The sequence below is a fragment of the Massilia sp. Leaf139 genome, from assembly GCF_001424165.1.
Lineage (GTDB): Bacteria > Pseudomonadota > Gammaproteobacteria > Burkholderiales > Burkholderiaceae_D > Telluria.
In genome coordinates, this window is sequence record NZ_LMOJ01000001.1 from 516,941 (window position 1) to 536,138 (window position 19,198).

The 19,198-nt window shown below is 66.2% G+C and carries 12 protein-coding genes and 5 tRNA genes; 12 read left to right on the top strand and 5 right to left on the bottom strand.

The annotated features are described in order from the left end of the window. Positions 1–94: 94 nt before the first annotated feature. From panC to metG, 5 genes are all read right to left on the bottom strand, one after another. Entirely contained in the window at positions 95–934 is an 840-nt protein-coding gene (panC, locus tag ASF77_RS02320; RefSeq protein ID WP_056333851.1) for a pantoate--beta-alanine ligase, read from the bottom strand. A gap of 41 nt (positions 935–975) precedes the next feature. After that, on the bottom strand, positions 976–1,809 hold the full coding sequence (locus ASF77_RS02325) for a ScpA family protein (RefSeq protein WP_229445268.1): 834 nt from the start codon (positions 1,807–1,809) through the stop codon (positions 976–978). A 66-nt stretch (positions 1,810–1,875) separates the two neighbouring features. After that, entirely contained in the window at positions 1,876–2,076 is a 201-nt protein-coding gene (locus tag ASF77_RS02330) for a DUF3460 family protein (RefSeq protein WP_056333854.1), read from the bottom strand. Between the two features lie 73 nt (positions 2,077–2,149). Then, positions 2,150–3,466, bottom strand: coding sequence for a hypothetical protein (locus ASF77_RS02335; protein ID WP_056333857.1), 1,317 nt, complete (start codon positions 3,464–3,466; stop codon positions 2,150–2,152). A gap of 129 nt (positions 3,467–3,595) precedes the next feature. Next, positions 3,596–5,740 (bottom strand): methionine--tRNA ligase, encoded by a 2,145-nt coding sequence (metG, locus tag ASF77_RS02340; RefSeq protein WP_056333860.1) that lies wholly within the window; start codon positions 5,738–5,740, stop codon positions 3,596–3,598. Positions 5,741–5,888: 148 nt separating this feature from the next. Here metG and apbC point away from each other — a divergent pair, with 148 nt between their 5' ends. The 12 genes from apbC to ASF77_RS02400 all read left to right on the top strand — a co-directional run bounded on the left by apbC (position 5,889) and on the right by ASF77_RS02400 (position 19,123). Continuing rightward, positions 5,889–6,977, top strand: a complete 1,089-nt coding sequence (apbC, locus tag ASF77_RS02345) for an iron-sulfur cluster carrier protein ApbC (RefSeq protein WP_056333861.1) — start codon at positions 5,889–5,891, stop codon at positions 6,975–6,977. A 433-nt stretch (positions 6,978–7,410) separates the two neighbouring features. Continuing rightward, the gene (locus ASF77_RS02350; RefSeq protein WP_056333864.1) at positions 7,411–9,960 is read left to right on the top strand and encodes a diguanylate cyclase domain-containing protein; all 2,550 of its coding nucleotides are present in this window, start codon (positions 7,411–7,413) and stop codon (positions 9,958–9,960) included. Positions 9,961–10,001: 41 nt separating this feature from the next. Continuing rightward, a complete protein-coding gene (locus ASF77_RS02355) occupies positions 10,002–11,384 on the top strand; it encodes an aminotransferase class I/II-fold pyridoxal phosphate-dependent enzyme (RefSeq protein ID WP_156648698.1) in 1,383 nt (460 codons plus the stop codon). Next, positions 11,377–15,102: an AMP-binding protein gene (locus ASF77_RS02360; RefSeq protein ID WP_082493509.1), complete on the top strand. Its 3,726-nt coding sequence runs from the start codon at positions 11,377–11,379 to the stop codon at positions 15,100–15,102. Before ASF77_RS02355 ends, ASF77_RS02360 begins: the two co-directional genes overlap by 8 nt. A gap of 30 nt (positions 15,103–15,132) precedes the next feature. Then, positions 15,133–16,536 (top strand): glutamate--tRNA ligase, encoded by a 1,404-nt coding sequence (gene gltX / locus ASF77_RS02365; RefSeq protein ID WP_056333867.1) that lies wholly within the window; start codon positions 15,133–15,135, stop codon positions 16,534–16,536. A 112-nt stretch (positions 16,537–16,648) separates the two neighbouring features. After that, a tRNA-Ala gene (locus ASF77_RS02370) sits at positions 16,649–16,724 on the top strand. Positions 16,725–16,753: 29 nt separating this feature from the next. After that, positions 16,754–16,829: transfer RNA gene (locus tag ASF77_RS02375), tRNA-Glu, on the top strand. Between the two features lie 88 nt (positions 16,830–16,917). Continuing rightward, positions 16,918–16,993 (top strand) — tRNA-Ala (locus ASF77_RS02380). A 52-nt stretch (positions 16,994–17,045) separates the two neighbouring features. Further along, positions 17,046–17,121, top strand: a tRNA-Glu gene (locus tag ASF77_RS02385). A gap of 44 nt (positions 17,122–17,165) precedes the next feature. After that, positions 17,166–17,241, top strand: a tRNA-Glu gene (locus ASF77_RS02390). Between the two features lie 71 nt (positions 17,242–17,312). Beyond that, a complete protein-coding gene (gene earP, locus ASF77_RS02395; protein ID WP_056336238.1) occupies positions 17,313–18,479 on the top strand; it encodes an elongation factor P maturation arginine rhamnosyltransferase EarP in 1,167 nt (388 codons plus the stop codon). A 68-nt stretch (positions 18,480–18,547) separates the two neighbouring features. Then, positions 18,548–19,123: an elongation factor P gene (locus tag ASF77_RS02400; RefSeq protein ID WP_056333870.1), complete on the top strand. Its 576-nt coding sequence runs from the start codon at positions 18,548–18,550 to the stop codon at positions 19,121–19,123. Positions 19,124–19,198 lie beyond the last annotated feature (75 nt).

Sequence of the window (19,198 nt, forward strand, 5' to 3'; positions counted from 1 at the left end):
CGCCGGGCAAGCGCCAGTATAAACGGCTGGGCTTGTTGTTGCAAAAAGTTAAGAATTGTTTGCAAAAAAGCAGGCCCGCCGTGGCGAATTTGCGTCAGATCTCCAGATTGTCGATCAGGCGCGTGGTGCCGAGCTTGGCTGCGGCCAGCACCACTAGCGGTGCGCCTTGAGCCAGGTCGCCGGCCGATGGCGGCTGCAGGTCGATGCGCTTGCGTACCGAGATGTAGTCCGGCTTCCAGCCGCGCGCGGACAGTTGCGCCATCGCTTCGCGTTCGACCGAGAAGATGTCGAGGTGGCCGCCGCGGATCTCGTTGGCGACGAAATTCAAGCCCTGGTACAGGGCCGGCGCCTCCGCGCGTTCTTCCGGCGAGAGGTACATGTTGCGCGAAGAGAGGGCCAGGCCGTCTTCCGCGCGGTAGGTCTCGGCGCCGATGATCTCGGTCGGCAGCGCGAACTGGCGCGCCATGTTACGCACGATCATCAGCTGCTGGTAATCCTTCTTGCCGAACACGGCCACGCGCGGCTGCACGCAGGAGAACAGTTTGGTCACGACCGTGCACACGCCGCCGAAGAAGCCGGGGCGGAACTCGCCTTCCAGGGTATTGCCGAGGGTGTCAGGCGGCTGCACGCGGTATTCCTGCGGCTCCGGGTACAGGTCTTTCTCGGTCGGCGCGAACAGCACGTAGACGCCTTCCTTTTCCAGCTTCTCGACATCGGCCTGGAAGGTGCGCGGGTATTTGTCGAAGTCCTCGTTCGGGCCGAACTGCAGGCGATTGACGAAGATGGAGGCGACCACCGGGTCGCCGTGCTTGCGCGCCAGGCGCATCAGCGACAAGTGGCCTTCGTGCAGGTTGCCCATCGTCGGCACGAATGCGGTGCGCAGTTGGCCGCGCATCTGGTCGCGCAGTTCGTCAATGGTCGTGATGATTTTCATAATTGAATACGTAAGGTTGTTGGCGCGCGCTGACTGCCAGCCTACACCGGCGAGTATGCCAGGCGCACGTAAATCGGCGCGAACGGTTCGGCCTGGGTGATTTCGACCAGGGTTTCCTTGGCCAGTTCGAGCAGGGCGACGAAGTGCACGACGACGATCGGCACCGAGGCCGAACCCGCGAACAGTTCGCCGAACTCGACGAAGCGCTGCGACTGCAGGGTGCGCAAAATCGCCGACATGTGCTCGCGCACGGAGAGCTCCTGGCGCCCGATGCGGTGGTGCTGGGTCAGCTTGGCGCGGCGCAGCACATCGAGCCAGGCGCGCTGCAGGTCGTGCGGATCGACCTGCGGCAGCACCGGCGTCAGGCTTTGTTCCACCGTCAGCGACGGACGCTGGAAATCGCGCCCTTCCTGCGGGATCGCACCGAGGCGCACGGCGGCGAGCTTGATCTGTTCGTACTCCAGCAGGCGCCGCACGAGTTCCGCGCGCGGGTCGCCGGCATCCTCGACCAGGTCGTCCTGCCGCTTGGGCAAGAGCATCCTCGACTTGATCTCGATCAGCATCGCCGCCATCAGCAGGTATTCGGCCGCCAGCTCCAGGTTGCTCTTGCGGATCTGCTCCACGTATTCCAGGTATTGCAGGGTCACCTGCGCCATCGGGATGTCGAGGATGTTGAAGTTTTGCTTGCGGATCAGGTAGAGCAGCAGGTCGAGCGGGCCTTCGAAGGCGTCGAGGAAGATCTCGAGGGCGTCGGGCGGGATGTACAGGTCGTTCGGCATGCGCAGCAGCGGCTCGCCGTACAGGCGCGCGATCGCGGCCGCGGCGACCTCGTCGAGGTGCGCGGGATCGGGCGCCTGGGCGCCTTCATCGATCATTGAATCGATCATTGCCGCGGCCGCCCCTTCCGGCGCGGCCTGCTCCGGCAGCATGCCTGGCGGCCTTTAGAACTTGGTCTGGTACGGATAGGCGTTCTGACGCAGGCGCGATTCCTTGATGCGCGCTTCCTCGTCGAGCGAGATCGGCAGCTTGTCCCAGAGGAGCGAGCGGCCTTCCTGCTGGCGCTCTTCCATGCCCGGGGTCTTGGCCTTCAGCTCTTCGATGAACTTGGTGTGATCGGATACGTAACCGGTGAATTTAGGCATTTGATTGAGAGGTAGAAATGAAGCCGGAACGGCGAGGCAGATTGTTCTGCCCAGGGCGTCCCGGCGTCAAGGTTTATGGGTGCAGCGCGTTCAGTTGGCGGGCGATGATGTCGTGGTTCAGCCACAGCACCGGGGCGATGCGCTCCGAGGCGCCGTGGAACATCAGCGGGCCGGCGCCTTCCAGCACCAGCGAGGACAGGTGGTCGGTGATCAGGGCCTTGCGATCCTTGTGCAGGTCGGTGATGGCTTCCGAGGTGCCGATCATCACGTCGGCCAGGGCCGGCGTGTTGTCCATCGGCCAGGCTTCGAAGTTGCGGAACTGGGCGCTGGTGGCGTCGTTGTTGTACTTCTCGATGGTGTCGAGCAGCGACTGCAGCGAGGTGCCTTCGCCCAAAAGTTCCTGGCAGATTGCCCATTGCTTCTCTGCCCATTCTCCGCCGCCTTCCTTCTTCAGTGCGGTCAGCAGCGGGAACAGCGACAGCTCGACGCCGACGAAGATGTCCGACGAATTGGTGCGGATTTCCGGGCAGTTGAACACGGTCGCGGCGATGCCCTGCTGCCAGGCGGCTTCGGCGATGCTTTCCAGGCGCATCTTGGCGTAGCCCTGGGTGTAATTGGTGTAGGTCTGCCACTGGTATTCGCCGCCGATCAGGATCTCGGTGCCGTGGTAGCCATAGGCGGTGTAGCGCACTTCGCCGCCAGCCTTGGTCACGCGCTCGCGGATCGGAGCGGAGGCATCCAACAGGTATTTCAGCGTGTTGGCCGTGACTTCGTCGAAGTTCATCAGGATCAGCTTGCCGAGGTCGCTGTCGAGCAGGGCGCGCGAGGATTCGAAGCGCTCGCCGCGGCCTTTGTAGATGCGGTTGGCGATCGCCAGGAAGGCCTTGATCTTCGGGATGCCGCCGGCCATGGTGTGGGCGAAGAAGACGTTCGCGCCTTCCGGAATCAGCTTGTCGATCTCGGCCATCGCCTGGGCGGCGCTGGTGGTGAAGCGGCGCACGCCGGCTTCGCGGCAGCGCTCGATCTTTTCCCAGTCCAGCTTGTCTTCCTGCCAGGTCTTGAGCTTGACGCCCGCCAGCAATTCGGTCGGGTTCTGTTCGCCTTCCGGAGCGTCCATGTCGAAGCCGGCCATCAGCGGCACGTTGATGATGCGACCGCCCAGTTTTTCTTCCGCTTCCGCGTGTTCCTCGGCGGTCAGCGCGCGCAGGGCGCCGCTCTCGTCACGACGGCCGACCGTGATGCCGACGATCGTCATGCCCGCGTCGCGCGCCTCGTCGATGAGGCCATTCACATAGCCGCGGCCGAACAGTTCGCCGAAGAGGACGAAGACGTCGCCCTTGCGGAACACGTTGGCGGTGGGGATGTGGCGGAGGGGAGTGAGTTCGGTCATGTTATTTTCTACCTCTCAAGGAGTTTGTAGGGGCGTCTCGAGCGCGTGTTTCTTGACGAAAAACGGCATTATAACGCCGCCGTGCGCCCCGGAAAGTGCTCGTTCCGGGGCTGTGACGCTGTTGCTGGATCAGCGGATGCGCATGCCCGGCGTCGCGCCCGGCATCGGGTCGAGCAGGTACAGGCCCGGATTGGTCTTCTCGTCGGCAGCGGAGGCGCACAGCACCATGCCTTCCGAGACGCCGAACTTCATCTTGCGCGGCGCCAGGTTGGCCACCATCACCGTCAGCTTGCCGACCAGTTCTTCCGGCTTGTAGGCCGACTTGATGCCCGAAAACACGTTGCGGTGGCGGCCTTCGCCCACGTCCAGCGTCAGGCGCAGCAACTTGCCGGCGCCTTCGACGTGTTCGCAGTTGACGATGCGCGCCACGCGCAGGTCGATCCTGGTGAAATCGTCGATCGAGATTTCCGGGGCGAGTTCTTCGATGTCGGCGGCGTCGTCGTCCACTGGAGCGGTCGCGGCAACGGCCAGGCTGGCATCGGACACGACGGCAGCCGGTGCCGGGGCGGCCGGCTTGTCGAACAGGTTCTCGACCATCTTGGCGTCGACGCGCTGCATCAGGTGGCTGTAGGCGCCGATCGTGCGGCCCAGCATGGCGCTCGATCCCGCCTCGCCCTGGGTGTCGGCCCAGCTGAGGGCACCGTCGCCGAGGAATTCGGAGACGCGCGCGGCCACCTGCGGCAGCACCGGCGAGAGCATGATCGTCAGCTGGCGGAACAGGATCAGGGCCGTGGTGCAGACGTCGTGCAGCTCGGCCGTCTTGGTCTCGTCCTTGGCCAGGATCCATGGCTTGTTCTCGTCGACGAACTGGTTCGTCACGTCGGCGATTTCCATGATCTCGCGCAGCGCCTTGCCGAACTCGCGCGCTTCGAAGGCGGCGGCGATGCTGGCCTGGCGCTCGGCGCCGTCGACAGTCAGGGCCTTGGCGATCCACGCCTTGGCGTTGTCCGAGAGGTTTGCAGCCAGCTTGCCGTCGAATTTCTTGGTGATGAAACCGGCGCAGCGGCTGGCGATATTCACGTACTTGCCGATCAGGTCGCTGTTCACGCGGGCGACGAAGTCCTCGCCGTTGAAGTCCAGATCCTCGACCTTGGCGTTGAGCTTGAAGGCCAGGTAATAGCGCAGCCATTCCGGGTTCATGCCCAGTTCCAGGTAGCGCAGCGGCGAAATGCCGGTGCCGCGCGACTTCGACATCTTTTCGTTGTTCACCGTCAGGTGGCCGTGGACGGCAACCTTCAGCTTGTCGATGATCGGATGCTGCGAGAAGTTCAGCATCGCCGGCCAGAACAGCAGGTGGAAGGAGACGATGTCCTTGCCGATGAAATGCACCTGCTCCGCGTGCGGATCGTTCAGGAAGGCCTCGAAATCGAGCCCCTGCTTGTCGAAATAATTCTTCAGCGAGGCCAGGTAGCCGACCGGCGCGTCCAGCCAGACATAGAAGAATTTACCTGGCGCGTCGGGTATCGGGATGCCGAAATAGGGCGCGTCACGGGAAATGTCCCAGTCGGCCAGCTTTTCGCCGGATTCGCCCAGCCACTCCGAGACTTTATTGACCATCTCCGGCTGCAGGCGGCCCGGCGTGTTCAGCCACTCCTTCAGGAAGTGGAAGCAGCGCGGGTCGGACAGCTTGAAGAAATACTGTTCCGACGGCTTGAGCACGGGCGTGGAGCCGGTGAACACCGAGTACGGATTGATCAGCTCGGTCGGCTGGTAGGCGGCGCCGCAGACTTCGCAATTGTCGCCGTACTGGTCTTTCGCGTGGCATTGCGGGCATTCGCCCTTGATGTTGCGGTCGGCCAGGAACATGCCCTTGACCGGGTCGAAGAAGCGGTCGACGGTTTTCGTGACGATCAGGCCGGCGTCGCGCAGTTTGCGGTAGATGCCCTGCGAGAGCTCGACGTTTTCCGGCGAATCGGTCGAATACCAGTTGTCGAAACCGATGTGGAAGCCGTCCAGGTACTGGGCGCGGCCGGCGGCGATCTTGGCCACGAATTCCTGCGGGGTGATGCCTTCCTTTTCGGCGGCGATCATGATCGGCGTGCCGTGGGTATCGTCGGCGCAGACAAAGTGCACCTGGCGTCTGTTATCGCCGTCGCGCTGCATTCGCTGGAAGCGGACCCAGATGTCGGCCTGGATGTATTCCATCATGTGGCCAATGTGGAAGGCGGCATTCGCGTAGGGCAGGGCGGTGGTGACGAACAGCTTGCGGGTCATGGTCGAAACGCTCGGTAGGATAGTAAAAGGAACATTTTACCAGCGGATGGCCCTGAACGCGCAGGGGGTATTCCCGGGATTTGCCATACTGACAAGAGGGAGCGAGGCATTTTTTGCTACACTGCGCGCATCACATTCGGAGAAACACATGAGCATTACTGCGGACGACGTCAAGGCGGCACTGGCAAAGGTCATCGATCCTAATACGGGCAAGGACTTCGTGTCCTCCAAATCGGTCAAGAACATCCAGGTCGACGGGGGCGACGTCGCCTTTGATCTGGAACTCGGCTATCCGGCGAAAAGCCAGGTGGCGCCGCTGCGCTCGCTGGTGGTGAACGCGGTCAAAGCGATCGAGGGCGTCAGCAACGTCAGCGTCAGCGTCCAGGTAAAAATCCTGTCGCACGCCGTGCAGCGCGGCCTGAAGGTGATGCCGAACGTGAAGAACATCATTGCTGTCGCCTCGGGCAAGGGCGGCGTCGGCAAGTCGACCACGGCCGTCAACCTGGCCCTGGCCCTGGCCGCCGAAGGCGCCAGCGTCGGCGTGCTCGATGCCGACATCTACGGCCCTTCGCAGCCGATGATGCTCGGGATTAACGCGCGTCCGGAAAGCACCGACGGCAAGACCATGGAGCCGCTGGAAAACCACGGCGTGCAGGTCTCCTCGATCGGCTTCATGATCGATCCGGACGAGCCGATGGTCTGGCGCGGCCCGATGGTCACGCAGGCGCTGCAGCAGCTGCTCGAGCAGACCAACTGGCGCGACCTGGATTACCTGATCGTCGACATGCCGCCCGGCACCGGCGACATCCAGCTGACCCTGTCGCAGAAAGTGCCGGTCACGGGCGCCGTGATCGTCACCACGCCGCAGGACATTGCCCTGCTCGACGCGCGCAAGGGCCTGAAAATGTTCGAAAAGGTGGGCATCCCGATCATCGGCATCGTCGAGAACATGAGCACCCACGTCTGCTCGAACTGCGGCCATACCGAAGCGATCTTCGGCCACGGCGGCGGCGAGAAGATGTGCAAGGACTTCGGCGTCGACTTCCTGGGCGCGCTGCCGCTGACCATGTCGATCCGCGAGCAGGCCGATTCGGGCCGGCCGACGGTGGTCGCCGATCCGGATGGCGCCGTCGCCTCGGTCTACAAGCAGATCGCGCGCAAGGTGGCGGTCAAGGTCGCGGAAAAGGCCAAGGACATGACCAGTAAATTCCCTAGCATCGTGGTCAAGAACGACTAAGAGCGGCTAACGAGTCCCATGGCTGGGTTGCATCCGTCTTGCCGTACCAAGGTTTGTCTGCGACGAATGCGCCTTGCCCTGGAACTGGCCGGTCGCTCCAAGCGTGAGTAAGTAATACATCAGCGCTGGTCGGGGACGGCTCGCCGGCCTGGGAGCGCTTCCCGAATACCAGGGCGCGCGCCCTGCACGACCGGGTGCAGGGCCGCGCGAAACCCCCGCTGGCTGACGCTGCACACCACCAAGCCGGCGCTGCAATCCACCTGCAGCCCGCCTGAAGTTTCTCCCAAGCCAACACGACAGTTTTTCTTGTCAAGCGTTGCGCGCATGTTTTTCCGTCTTGCATCTGTTTAAAAATAAAGTCTGTAGGAAATTTCCTTCCTACACTGGCGGTTGACCTCATTCGCCAAGCGGCCGAAAGCCGCACCAAGGACACATGAACAGCACCTGCGCGCGATGGAGCGACCGTTACCTGGGCGCGAACCACTGGTTCATCCCCGCCGACCTGTTGGATCAGGCCGCGAACGCCCGTACCCGCGCCGAAAACGTCGTCAATGCGGCCCTGCTCGCGGCCACCGCCGGCCCTTTCTATGCGCTCGCCTACCACCTGATGGGCTTCGATGCGGCCGCCGTCGAGATCCTGCTGTGCTGCGCCTGCATGCTGGCCTCGCCGCTGCTGCTGCGCGCCAGCGGCAGCATCTGGGCCGCGCGCGAACTCTTCCTGTGCGCGCTGTTCTTCAACTTCACCTGGCTCAGCTTCAACCTGGGCGGCATCGGCGCGCCCACCGCGAGCTGGCTGATCACGGCGCCCCTGGTCGCCATGTTCCTCGGCGGGGTAGCCAGCGCCCTGTTCTGGCTCGCGCTCAGCTGCACCGCCGCCGTCGTCATCTATGCGCTGCCCGGCGCCGGCTATCCGCTCCCGGCGCATCCGGTGGCCGACATGGCGCTGCTGTACCTGGTGTGCCACCTCGGCCTGTTCGTGGTGGTGCTGGTGTTCGCGCTGCTGTTCGAACTGACCAAGAACCGCGGTTTCGTGAAGCTGGAGCAGGCGCTGGGTACCATCAACGAGCTGGCGATCCGCGACGAGCTGACGGGCGTGCATAACCGGCGCTACCTGATGCGCCTGATCGAAAAGGAAAAGGAGCGCAGCGACCGCAACGGCCGCGCCTTCTGTCTCTGCCTGCTCGACATCGATTTCTTCAAACGGATCAACGACACCTGGGGTCATAGCGCCGGCGACACCGTGCTGCGCGCCTTTGCCGGCACCGTGCAGGGCATGGTGCGCGGCAGCGACAGCTTCGGGCGCTACGGCGGCGAGGAATTCCTCCTGATGCTGCCGGAAACGAGCGCGGACGACGCGATGGTGCTGGCCGGCCGCGTGCGCGCCGCCGTCGAAAAAATGCGCTGCATGGAGGGTGGCAGCGAGATCGCGCTGACGGTGTCGATCGGCGTGGCCGAGTACCGCATGGGCGAGGCGGTCGGCCTGGCGGTCGGACGCGCCGACGAGGCCCTGTACCTGGCCAAGTCGAGCGGGCGCAACCGGGTGGTCTGCCACGGCCAGGACGAGGAACCGCTGGCGCTGGCGCTGCGCGCGAATGCGCCGGCCACCGTCGAACTGAAAGACCTGGGCGTGAGCGTCGGCCGGATGCTCGACGGCGTGCACTGCGACCAGCTCACGGGCCTGCTCAACCGCCGCCTGCTGCGCGACCGCCTGCGCCACGCCATGGATCGCGCCGACCGCAACCGCCGTCCGGTGGCGCTGCTGCTCCTGAATATCAACAAGTTCAAGGAAGTGAACGACGCCCTCGGCTACGAAGCGGGGGACGCGCTGCTGGTGCAGGCCGGCGCCATCATCCGCCAGTGCCTGCGCGACTCCGACACGGTGGCGCGCTGGAGCGGCGACGAATTCGTCGCGCTGCTGGAAGACCTGGCCGCCGAAGGCGATTCGCGCCAGGTGGCGGAGAAGATCCTCGACCGCTTCGGGCTCCCTCTGAACGCCGGCGAGCGTGAATGCTTCGTCACGCTGTCGGTGGGCGTGGCCCTGTATCCGGCCGAGGAGTGCGACCTCGATGCGCTGCTCAAGCGCGCCGACATCGCCATGCGCAGCGCGCGCGCCTGGGGCGAGAACAGCGTACAGGTGTATTCGAGCGCCGGATGGTCAAAATTAGGCGAACCGAAGAGCGAGCGCCTGACGCTCAAGAACGGCCTGCGCGAAGCCCTCGCGCGCGGCCAGCTCTTCCTCGAATACCAGCCCCAGGTCGATCTCGGCACGCGCCGCATCGTCGGCGTCGAGGCGCTGGTGCGCTGGCAGCATCCGCTCTACGGCCGCATCGATCCGGGCCGCTTCATCCCGCTGGCCGAGGAGACCGGCATGATCGTGCCGATCGGCGACTGGGTGCTGCGCACCGCCTGCGCCCAGAACCGCGCCTGGCGCGATGCCGGCCTGCCCGGCGTGAAGACGGCCGTGAACCTGTCGGCGCGCCAGCTGCGCCATCCCGGCATCGCCGCGCGCGTAATGGAAATCGTCCAGGGCGCGGCATTGCCGCGCGCCTGCCTCGATCTCGAAATCACCGAAGGCGTGCTGATCGAGGATCTCGCTGCAAATCGCGAGGTGCTAGGCGCGCTGCGCGCCGCCGGCGTGCTGGTCTCGATCGACGATTTCGGCACCGGCTATTCGAGCCTGAACTACCTCTCCGAGCTGCCCGTCGACATCCTCAAAATGGATGGCCTGTTCGTGCGCCGCCTGGGCGGCAGCGCGCGCGCCCGGCCGTATGCGATCGCCGAAGCGATCGTCGCGATGGCGCACCGGCTCGAGCTGAAGGTGATCGCCGAATGCGTCGAGACGGGCGAGCAGCTGGGCGACCTGGGCGCCATGTGCTGCGACGAAGCCCAGGGTTACCTGTTCCACCGTCCGCTGCCCGCCGAGCAGGTCGGCGTGCTGCTGGCGCGCCAGGCCGCGCAGCAGGCGAGCATGGTGCCAGCCTGAGTTTTCTTCCCCCTTTTCATTCCCATAGCGAGGAGTACACCGTGCACGAGGAAACGATCGTCTTCGAGCGGGCCGCCGACATCGCCGAACTGGAAGTTAGCGGCGCGCTGCGCGGCAGCGTCGCCCAGTTCGCGCAGCCGCGCGGCGCCAACCTGTTGCGCCGTACCGAGGCGCTCGACGCCTGGTGCCGGCTGCGCACCACGCATGGCGTCTGGCAGTACGCGCGCGCCATCGACGGCGCGCCGACGCCGGAGTCGAGCGTGCACGAGGAGGGCGAACTGCCGGGCACCGGCACCCGCGGCATCAATTTCGCGTCCCAGGACTACCTGTCGCTGGCCTCGCACCCGACCGTGCGCGAAGCGGCCCAGGCGGCCCTGGTCGAGGCCGGCCCGCACAGCGCCGGCTCAGCGGTACTGCTCGGGAACAGCCGCCTGTCGCTGCGCCTGGAAGAGGCGCTCGGCACGCTGCTGCAGATGGAACACGTGACCCTGTTCCCCACCGGCTGGGGCGCCGCCTTCGGCGTCATCACGGCGCTGGTCGGGGCGCGCGACTACGTGCTGGTCGACCAGCTCGCGCATGCCTCGCTGCGCCAGGGTGCGAACGCCGCCACCCGCAACGTGGCGCTGCATCGCCATCTTGACACCGGCCACGTGCGTGAACTGCTGGCCGCGATTCGCGCGCGCGATACCGAGAACGGCATCCTGGTCGTCACCGAAGGCCTGTTCAGCATGGACGCGGATTGCCCGGATCTGCCGCTGATGCAGCACCTGTGCCGCGAGTACAACGCCACCCTGCTGGTCGACGTGGCGCACGACCTGGGCGCGCTCGGGCCGGGCGGCACCGGCAGCCTGGGCCAGCAGGCCATGCTGGGCAAGGTCGACCTGGTGATGGGCGCCTTCTCGAAAACCTTCGCCTCGAACGGCGGCTTCGTCGCCTGCGCCTCGCGCGCGGTGAAGCGCCAGCTGCAGCTGTTCGCCGGCCCGCACCTGTTCTCGAATGCGCTCTCGCCGGTGCAGGCGGCCTGCGTGCTCGAATCGCTGCGCATCGTCGCCAGCGGCGAGGGCGACGCCCTGCGCGAGGCGCTGCTGCGCAATGCCGTGGCGCTGCGCGCCAACCTGGCCGAAACCGGCATGCGCTGCCTGGGCGTGCCATCGGCCATCGTGCCGCTCTGGATCGGCAGCGAGCAGGTGGCGCGCCTGGCGGGGCGCACGCTGGCGCGCGAGGGCGTCTTCGTCAACGCGGTCGAGTATCCGGGCGTGCCGCTCGGGGCGGCGCGCCTGCGCCTGCAGGTGATGGCGGCGCACCGGCCGGCGCAGCTGCGGCAGGGAGCACGGATGATCGGCGCGGCGGTCAGCGGGGCCGGCGCGGCGCTCGGCGTCGAACCGGCGCGCCAGCCCAGCCCGAGGGAGCGCGCCCGTGGCTGACGCTTCCGACCCCGCGAACATGCCCCTTGTCCAGCAGCTGCGCGAACGCGCGCGGCGCACGCCGGGCCGCATCGCCTATACCTTCCTGCGCGAGAACGGCAGCGAACACGACATCTGCTATGCCGAGCTGGCCGCGCGCGTCGACGCCCTGGCGGCGCAGATGCTGGCGCAGCTGCGTCCGGGCGCGCGCGCCTTGCTGCTGTATCCGGCGGGGATCGACTTCATCGTCGCCTTTTTCGCCTGTCTGGCGGCCAGCGTGGTCGCTGTGCCGGCGGCGCCGGCCAACCGCGCGCGCGATAGCGCCCGCCTGGCGGCGCTGACCGGCGACGCCGCCCCGGCGCTGGTGCTGTGCGCGCCCGAGACGCAGGCCGCAACCGCCGCGGCGCTGGCGCACGTGGGCTGCACGGCGCCCATGCTGTGCGGCGCAGGCGCTGCCGCGGCGGCCGTCCTGCCCGCGCCATCCGGTACGTCGGTCGCCTTTCTCCAATATACCTCCGGCTCGACCGGCCAGCCGAAAGGCGTCGAAGTCACGCATGCGAACATCGCCGCCAACGTGGCGGCGATCGGCAGCGCCTTCGGCTTCGGGGTCGACACGGTCATGGTCAGCTGGCTGCCGCCCTTCCACGACATGGGCCTGATCGGCAGCATCGCCGCGCCGCTGGCGCACGGCTTCCGCTCGGTGCTGATGGCGCCCGGGGCCTTCCTGCGCCGCCCGGCGGCCTGGCTGGAAGCGATTATGCGCTACCGCGCCACCTGCAGCGGCGGGCCGAACTTCGCCTGGGATTTGTGCCTGCGGCGCGTCAGCGACGCGCAAAAGGCGGGGCTGGACTTGTCGAGCCTGGACGTGTTCTACAACGGCGCCGAGCCGGTGCGCGCGCAGACGCTGGCGCGCTTCATCGAGAGCTTCGGCCCCTGCGGGCTGCGGCCGCAGGCGGTCTTCCCCTGCTACGGCATGGCCGAGGCGACGCTGCTGGTGGCGGGCGGGCCGCGCGGCCGCGCGCCGCGCATCCTCCATCTGGACGGCGCGGCGCTCGAGCAGGGCGCCGTGTGCGAGGCGGCATCAAGCCAGGGCCGCGCCCTGGTCAGCTGCGGCCCGGCGGCGCCCGGCGTCGAGGTGGCCGTGATCGACCCGGCGCGCTGCATTCCGGCCGCCCCGGGCGTGATCGGCGAGCTCTGGATCGCGGGAGCCGGTGTCGCGCGCGGCTACCATGGCCGCGCCCAGGACAGTGCCCGGCTGTTCGGCCTGCGCGTGGCGGATGCGCCCGCGGCGCTGCTTGGAGCGCGCTGGCTGCGCAGCGGCGACCTCGGCTTCGTGCGCGACGGCGAAATCTATATTGCCGGCCGCCGCAAGGACGTCATCGTCATCAATGGGCGCAAGATCCACGCCCGCGACGTGGAAGCGCTGGCGGAGGACGCCTGCCCCGAACTGGCGCCCAACAGCTGCGCCGCCTTTGCGCTGGAGGGAGAGGGCAGCGAGTGCATGGCGCTGGTGGTCGAGGCGCCGCGGGCGCTGGCGCGCGGCGGCGACATCGACGCGGTGGCGCGCCGCATCCGCGCGGCGGTCGTGCTGGGCACGGGCATGCCGCTGCACACGCTCGCCTTTGTCGCACCGGGCGTGTTCCCGCGCACGACCAGCGGCAAGGTGCAGCGCGCGCGCTGCCGGGAGGCCTTGCAGCGGGGCAGCCTGCCGCTGCTGGCCATGCGCTCGCCCGGCATCGGGGACGGCGGCGCGCGCGCGGACGCCGTCATCGCCTGGCTGCGCAGCTATGCGCAGCGCCGGCTCGATTCGCGCCTGGCCGACGAGCGCCGTTCGCTCGCGCCCCACGTGCTGCTCGATTTCGGCGCCCGCGGCCTGCTTGGCCTGCAGGCGCCGCAGGGCAGCGGCGGCCTGGCCCTGGCAACGGGCGACCTGGTACGCGTGATGGCGCAGCTGGCCGCGATCGACCTGACCCTGGCCACCATGGTGGGCGTGCACAACGGCCTGGGCTTGCGGCCACTGCTGCGCTTCGCGCCTGAGCAGCTGCGCGCGCAGTGGCTGCTCCAGCTGGCCTCGGGCCGCCAGCTGGCCGCCTTTGCACTGAGCGAGCCGCAGGCCGGATCGAATCCGCGCGCGATCGGCACCCGCGCCGACCGTGTCAAGGGCGGCTGGCGCATCAATGGCGAGAAGCACCTGATCGGCCTGGTGGCCTGGGCCGGCGTGCTGACCGTGTTCGCGCGCGCCTTCGATGCCGGCGGAAAGGCGCTCGGCACCGTGGCCTTGCTGGTGCCGAGCGAGACGCCGGGCCTGGTGCTGGGGCCGGAAGCGCTGACGATGGGCATGCGCGCCATGCCGCAAAGCGCGGTGCGTTTCGACGCCGTCTTCGTGCCCGATGCCCAGGTGCTGGGCAAACCGGGCGCCGGGATGGACGTGGCCCAGGACGCGATGGGCTTCGCGCGCCTCGGCATCGGCGCCCTGTGCGTGGGGGCGATGAAGCGCTGCGCCCAGCTGATGGCGCGCTACAGCGCGCGCCGCGACGTCGCCGGCGGGCGCCTGCTCGACAACCCGGTGACCCTCCTGCGCCTGCACGAACTCGATTGCGCCATCAAGGCCGCTGAATCCCTGGTCGACGCGCTGGCAACCTGCATGGACGAGCAGGGGCCACTGCCGCTGGACGCCTTCAGCGCCTGCAAGTGCGTACTGTCGGAACTGCTGTGGGAAGCGGCCGACCACCTGATGCAGATGCTGGGCGGACGCGGCTACCTCGAGACCAACCTTGCGCCGCAACTGCTGCGCGACGCGCGCGTGCTGCGCATCCTGGAAGGCCCGAGCGAAGCCCTGTATGTCCACCTGGGCGCGGTGGTGCGCGTGCCGGGCAATCCGATCGCGAAAACGGTCGCGCGCCTGGGCGCCTTCGATTACCTGGCGCTGCTGGCGAACCTGCCGGCGCAGGGCCTTGGCGTCTGGCAGGACGGACGCAACGGCGAATTCGCCGCCTGGACGCTGCTGGCCGCCGCCGCACGGGGCGAAGCCGCAGCCTGGGCGGCGCGGCGCCTGGATGCGCTGCGCCGGGAGGTGGAAGCCGAGGGCGCGGCCGTCGACGACTGCCCGTCGGGCAGCGCCTTGCTGGCACGGGTGGCGCAGCATGCGCTGGCAATCGGCGACATCGAGCAGAGCGCGCCGGGCGAGGCCGGCGGGCTCGATGCGCTGCTGCGCCAGGCGCTGCCGGAGGCGCCACCCGCACCGGCCGCCCCGGCCCCGTTGGCCGCGCCGCCCGCGCTGCTGACGCCTGCTGCATCCGTGGCGCCGGCGGCAGCGGCGGCGCTGTCGAGCCTGGAGCTGGTGCACGCCTGCCTGCAGCGCTGGCTGCGCGAAGGCGGTACGGGCGAGGGTGCGCCAGGGATCGAGGGCTGGAACGTCGACACGCCCTTCAGCGACATCGGCATCGATTCGCTGGCCTCGGTGCCGTTGGCGCTGGAACTCGAGCAGGCCAGCGGGGTGCCGGTCACCGCCGAGCTGCTCTACGATTATCCGACGGTGCGCTTGCTGGCCGGGTATATAGACGAACAGCACGACGAACTGCGCGATGCACAGTGCAATGAGCCGCGCGACCGGCAGCGCGATCCACGGCACGATGCGGATCGTGACGCGCAGGCTGACGTGGCGGACGACGCACAGGACGGCGCCACGTGTGCGCAAGCAGAGGAGGGGATCGCCGCCGCATCGGGCGCATCGGGGTAGAATAGCCGCTTTATCATTACGCTTTTCGCCATGACCGTCCGCACCCCTGTTCGTACCCGGTTCGCCCCCAGCCCGACCGGCTATCTCCACCTCGGCGGCGCCCGCACCGCGCTGTATTCCTGGGCCTACGCCCGCCATTTCGGCGGGACGTTCATCCTGCGCATCGAGGACACCGACCTCGAGCGCTCGACGCCGGAAGCGGTGCAGGCGATCCTGGACGGCATGCAGTGGCTGGGCCTCGCGCACGACGAAGGCCCGTTCTACCAGATGCAGCGCATGGATCGCTACCGCGAAGTCGTCAAGGGCATGCTGGAAGCCGGTACCGCCTACCTGTGCTACTGCTCGCCGGAAGAAGTCGAAGCCATGCGCGAGCGCATGCGCGCAGCCGGCGAGAAACCGCGCTACGACGGCACCTGGCGTCCCGAGCCGGGCAAGACCTTGCCCGCCGTGCCGGAAGGCGTGAAGCCGGTGGTGCGCTTCAAGAATCCGCTGGACGGCGAAGTAACCTGGAACGACGTCGTCAAAGGCCCGATCACGATCGCCAACAAGGAGCTCGACGACCTGATCATCGCGCGTCCGGACGGCACGCCGACCTATAACTTCTGCGTCTCGGTCGACGACTGGGACATGCGGATCACCCACGTGCTGCGCGGCGACGACCACGTCAACAACACCCCGCGCCAGATCAACATCCTGCGCGCCCTGGGTGCCGAGCTGCCGGAATACGGCCACCTGCCGATGATCCTGGGCCCGGATGGCCAGAAGCTGTCCAAGCGCCACGGCGCCGTCAGCGTGATGCAGTATCCGGAGCAGGGCTATCTGCCGGAAGCCATGCTGAACTACCTGGCGCGCCTGGGCTGGAGCCATGGCGACGACGAAATCTTCACGATGGAACAGTTCACCGAGTGGTTCAACCTCGAGCACCTGACCGCCTCGGCGGCCCAGTTCAATCCGGAAAAGCTGGCCTGGCTGAACAACCATTACATCAAGGCGGCCGACAACGAACGCCTGGCCGCGCTGGTGCGTCCGAAAATGGACAGCCAGGGCGCGCAGTTCGAAGGCGCTCCCGCCTTGCCGGGCGTGCTGGCGCTGGTGAAGGATCGCACCAACACCATCAACGAGCTGGCCGACGCGGCCATGCTGTTCTACCGCCAGCCGCAGCCGGACGCGGCCCTGCTGAGCCAGCACCTGACCGATACGGTGCGTCCTGCGCTGGCCGCGTTCGCCGAGCGCTGTCAGACGGTCGAATGGAACAAGGCCGCGCTGGCCGCCATGCTCAAGGAAGTACTGGCAGCGCACGGGCTCAAGATGCCGCAGATCGCCATGCCGCTGCGTTTGCTGGTCACCGGCCAGCTGCAGACGCCGGCCATCGACGCAGTGCTGGAACTGTTCGGCCGTGAGACCGTGTTGGCCCGTGTAGGGAAGGGACTGTAATTCGGACGTAATGCGGGCTTGTCGTTCGCGACTGCAATCCGTTTGATCTTCTTCAAAACGGTATTTGCGTAATGCAAGAACCCCCGCTATAATGCTCGCACTTCAGCAGTACGGGGGTATAGCTCAGCTGGGAGAGCGCTTGCATGGCATGCAAGAGGTCAGCGGTTCGATCCCGCTTACCTCCACCAAGTTGAAGTGTTGTAATCGGTAGTTCAGGGTCCCCATCGTCTAGAGGCCTAGGACATCACCCTTTCACGGTGAGTACCGGGGTTCGAATCCCCGTGGGGACGCCAAGATGCCGGCAGAGGTTTGCCGGACGCTGCGCCAGCGGCAGCGGTAGTAGAAGCAGTGGCAATATGGTATGATGTTGTTTTACCCGTGGGGGGTATAGCTCAGCTGGGAGAGCGCTTGCATGGCATGCAAGAGGTCAGCGGTTCGATCCCGCTTACCTCCACCACGTTGAAGAATACGCAGTAAATCGCGTAGCAGGCAGTATCGGTAGTTCCAGGGTCCCCATCGTCTAGAGGCCTAGGACATCACCCTTTCACGGTGAGTACCGGGGTTCGAATCCCCGTGGGGACGCCAAGAATTTGGCAGCAGTAGTACATTAGCAGTCGGAACAGTTTTAGGTCCCCATCGTCTAGAGGCCTAGGACATCACCCTTTCACGGTGAGTACCGGGGTTCGAATCCCCGTGGGGACGCCAGTCAAAGCAAAAAAAGCCGCTGAAAAGCGGCTTTTTGCTTTTCCACTTTGTTTTTCTCGACCATCCCGCCTATGTCCACTTCCCCCAGCGCCTGTTCCACGCCATCGCTGGCGATCTTCTGCAAGGTCATCGACAACTACGGCGACATCGGCATCTGCTGGCGCCTCGCGCGTCAGTTGCACATCGAGCATGGGGTTGCGGTCACGCTCTGGGTCGACGACCTGGTCAGCTTCCGCCGGATCTGCCCCGAAGTCGATCCGGCAGCGTCCATTCAGCAGGTGGCGGGCGTCGCGGTGCGCCACTGGCGCGGCCAGGACGACGACTACACCCCGGACGAGGTCGCCGACATCGTCATCGAATTTTTCGCCTGCGACATTCCGCCCCGGTATATCGAGGCGATGGCCGCGCGCACGCCCAAGCCCGTGTGGCTGAACCTGGAAGGCTTGACGGCGGAGGAGTGGGTCGAAGGCTGCCATGCCTTGCCGTCCATGCATCCGCGCCTGAAGCTGACCAAACATTTCTTCTTCCCCGGCTTTACTGAAAAAACCGGCGGGCTGCTGCGCGAAGCCGGCCTCGAGCGCGAACGGCGCGCCTTCCTGGCCGATCCGCAAGGGACGCGCACTTTCCTGCGCGCCCTCGGCCTGACGGACGGCGAACTCGATGCCCTGAAAGTGTCGCTGTTTTGCTATCCACATGCCCCGGTCGCCGAATTGTTCGCGGCCTGGCAGGGCGGGGCCAGCAAGGTCGCCTGCCTTGTGCCGGAAGGGGTCGCATCGGAAGCGGTCGCAGCCTTCCTGGGAACGGGAGCGCGCGCAGGCGCCGTTGCCACCCGCGGCGCGCTGACCGTGCGCGTACTGCCGTTCGTGCCCCAGCCCCACTACGACCGCCTGCTGTGGGCCTGCGACCTGAATTTCGTGCGCGGCGAGGATTCCTGGGTGCGTGCCCAGTGGGCCGGCAAGCCTTTCGTCTGGCACATTTATCCGCAAGACGAGAACCTGCACCACAAGAAATTACGCGCTTTCCTGGCACGCTATGCGCCCGAGATCGCCAGCCTGCAGGCGCTGATGCTGGAATGGAACGGAGCGGGCACGGGCCCAGCCGACTGGCCTGCCTTATGGGCGGCACTGCTGGCCGATCAGGCGCAGATCGAGCGCCGTTCCGAGGAATGGCAGGACGCAATGTCGCGCAATGGCGACCTGGCATCCAACCTGCTGCGCTTTGCTGCTTCACTTCGTTAGGCACGGCCCGCGTTACGTGGTATCATGCTCGGTTACTGCAACCCCTTTTTTAGATTACTCATACTCCTATGAAACCCGCAAAAGAGATCCGTGTCGGCAACATCATCATGGTTGATGAGAAGCCTTTTATCGTGCTGCGTTCCGATGTCAACGGCTCGAGCCGCACGGGCTTCACCTACAAGTGGAAGATGAAGAATCTTCTGACCAACGCTCCGCTGGAAAACGTGTTCCGTGGCGATGACAAGTTCGACGTCGTCGTGCTGGACAAGAAGCCGGTGACCTACTCGTACTTCGCCGATCCGCTGTACGTCTTCATGGACGAAGAGTACAACCAGTTCGAAATCGAAGAAGAGAACCTGGGCGATGCACTGCACTACCTGAAAGACGGTATGCAATGCGAAGCCGTGTTCTATGACGGCAAGGCCATCTCGGTCGAACTGCCGACCACGATCGCACGCCAGGTTGTGTACTCGGAGCCTGCGGTGAAGGGCAACACCTCGGGTAACGTCCTGAAGGAAGCCAAGATCGAAAACGCCATCGAAGCCCACCAGCACATCGTCATGGTGCCGCTGTTCGTGAGCCAGGATGACACCATCGAGATCGACACCCGCACCAACGAATACAAGCGCGTTGTACGCAACTAAGCCGTAACTAAGACACTGCTGTAGCACGTTCTGCGAAAAAACGCTGCCCTCACCGGCAGCGTTTTTTTTTCGTCC

Bases quoted from the DNA above. Each gene is read 5' to 3' on its own strand.
- panC (WP_056333851.1), bottom strand. From the start codon at position 934: ATGAAAATCATCACGACCATTGACGAACTGCGCGACCAGATGCGCGGC.
- metG (WP_056333860.1), bottom strand. From the start codon at position 5,740: ATGACCCGCAAGCTGTTCGTCACCACCGCCCTGCCCTACGCGAATGCC.
- ASF77_RS02325 (WP_229445268.1), bottom strand. From the start codon at position 1,809: ATGATCGATGAAGGCGCCCAGGCGCCCGATCCCGCGCACCTCGACGAG.
- ASF77_RS02400 (WP_056333870.1), top strand. From the start codon at position 18,548: ATGAAACCCGCAAAAGAGATCCGTGTCGGCAACATCATCATGGTTGAT.
- apbC (WP_056333861.1), top strand. From the start codon at position 5,889: ATGAGCATTACTGCGGACGACGTCAAGGCGGCACTGGCAAAGGTCATC.
- ASF77_RS02330 (WP_056333854.1), bottom strand. From the start codon at position 2,076: ATGCCTAAATTCACCGGTTACGTATCCGATCACACCAAGTTCATCGAA.
- ASF77_RS02335 (WP_056333857.1), bottom strand. From the start codon at position 3,466: ATGACCGAACTCACTCCCCTCCGCCACATCCCCACCGCCAACGTGTTC.
- earP (WP_056336238.1), top strand. From the start codon at position 17,313: ATGTCCACTTCCCCCAGCGCCTGTTCCACGCCATCGCTGGCGATCTTC.
- ASF77_RS02350 (WP_056333864.1), top strand. From the start codon at position 7,411: ATGAACAGCACCTGCGCGCGATGGAGCGACCGTTACCTGGGCGCGAAC.
- gltX (WP_056333867.1), top strand. From the start codon at position 15,133: ATGACCGTCCGCACCCCTGTTCGTACCCGGTTCGCCCCCAGCCCGACC.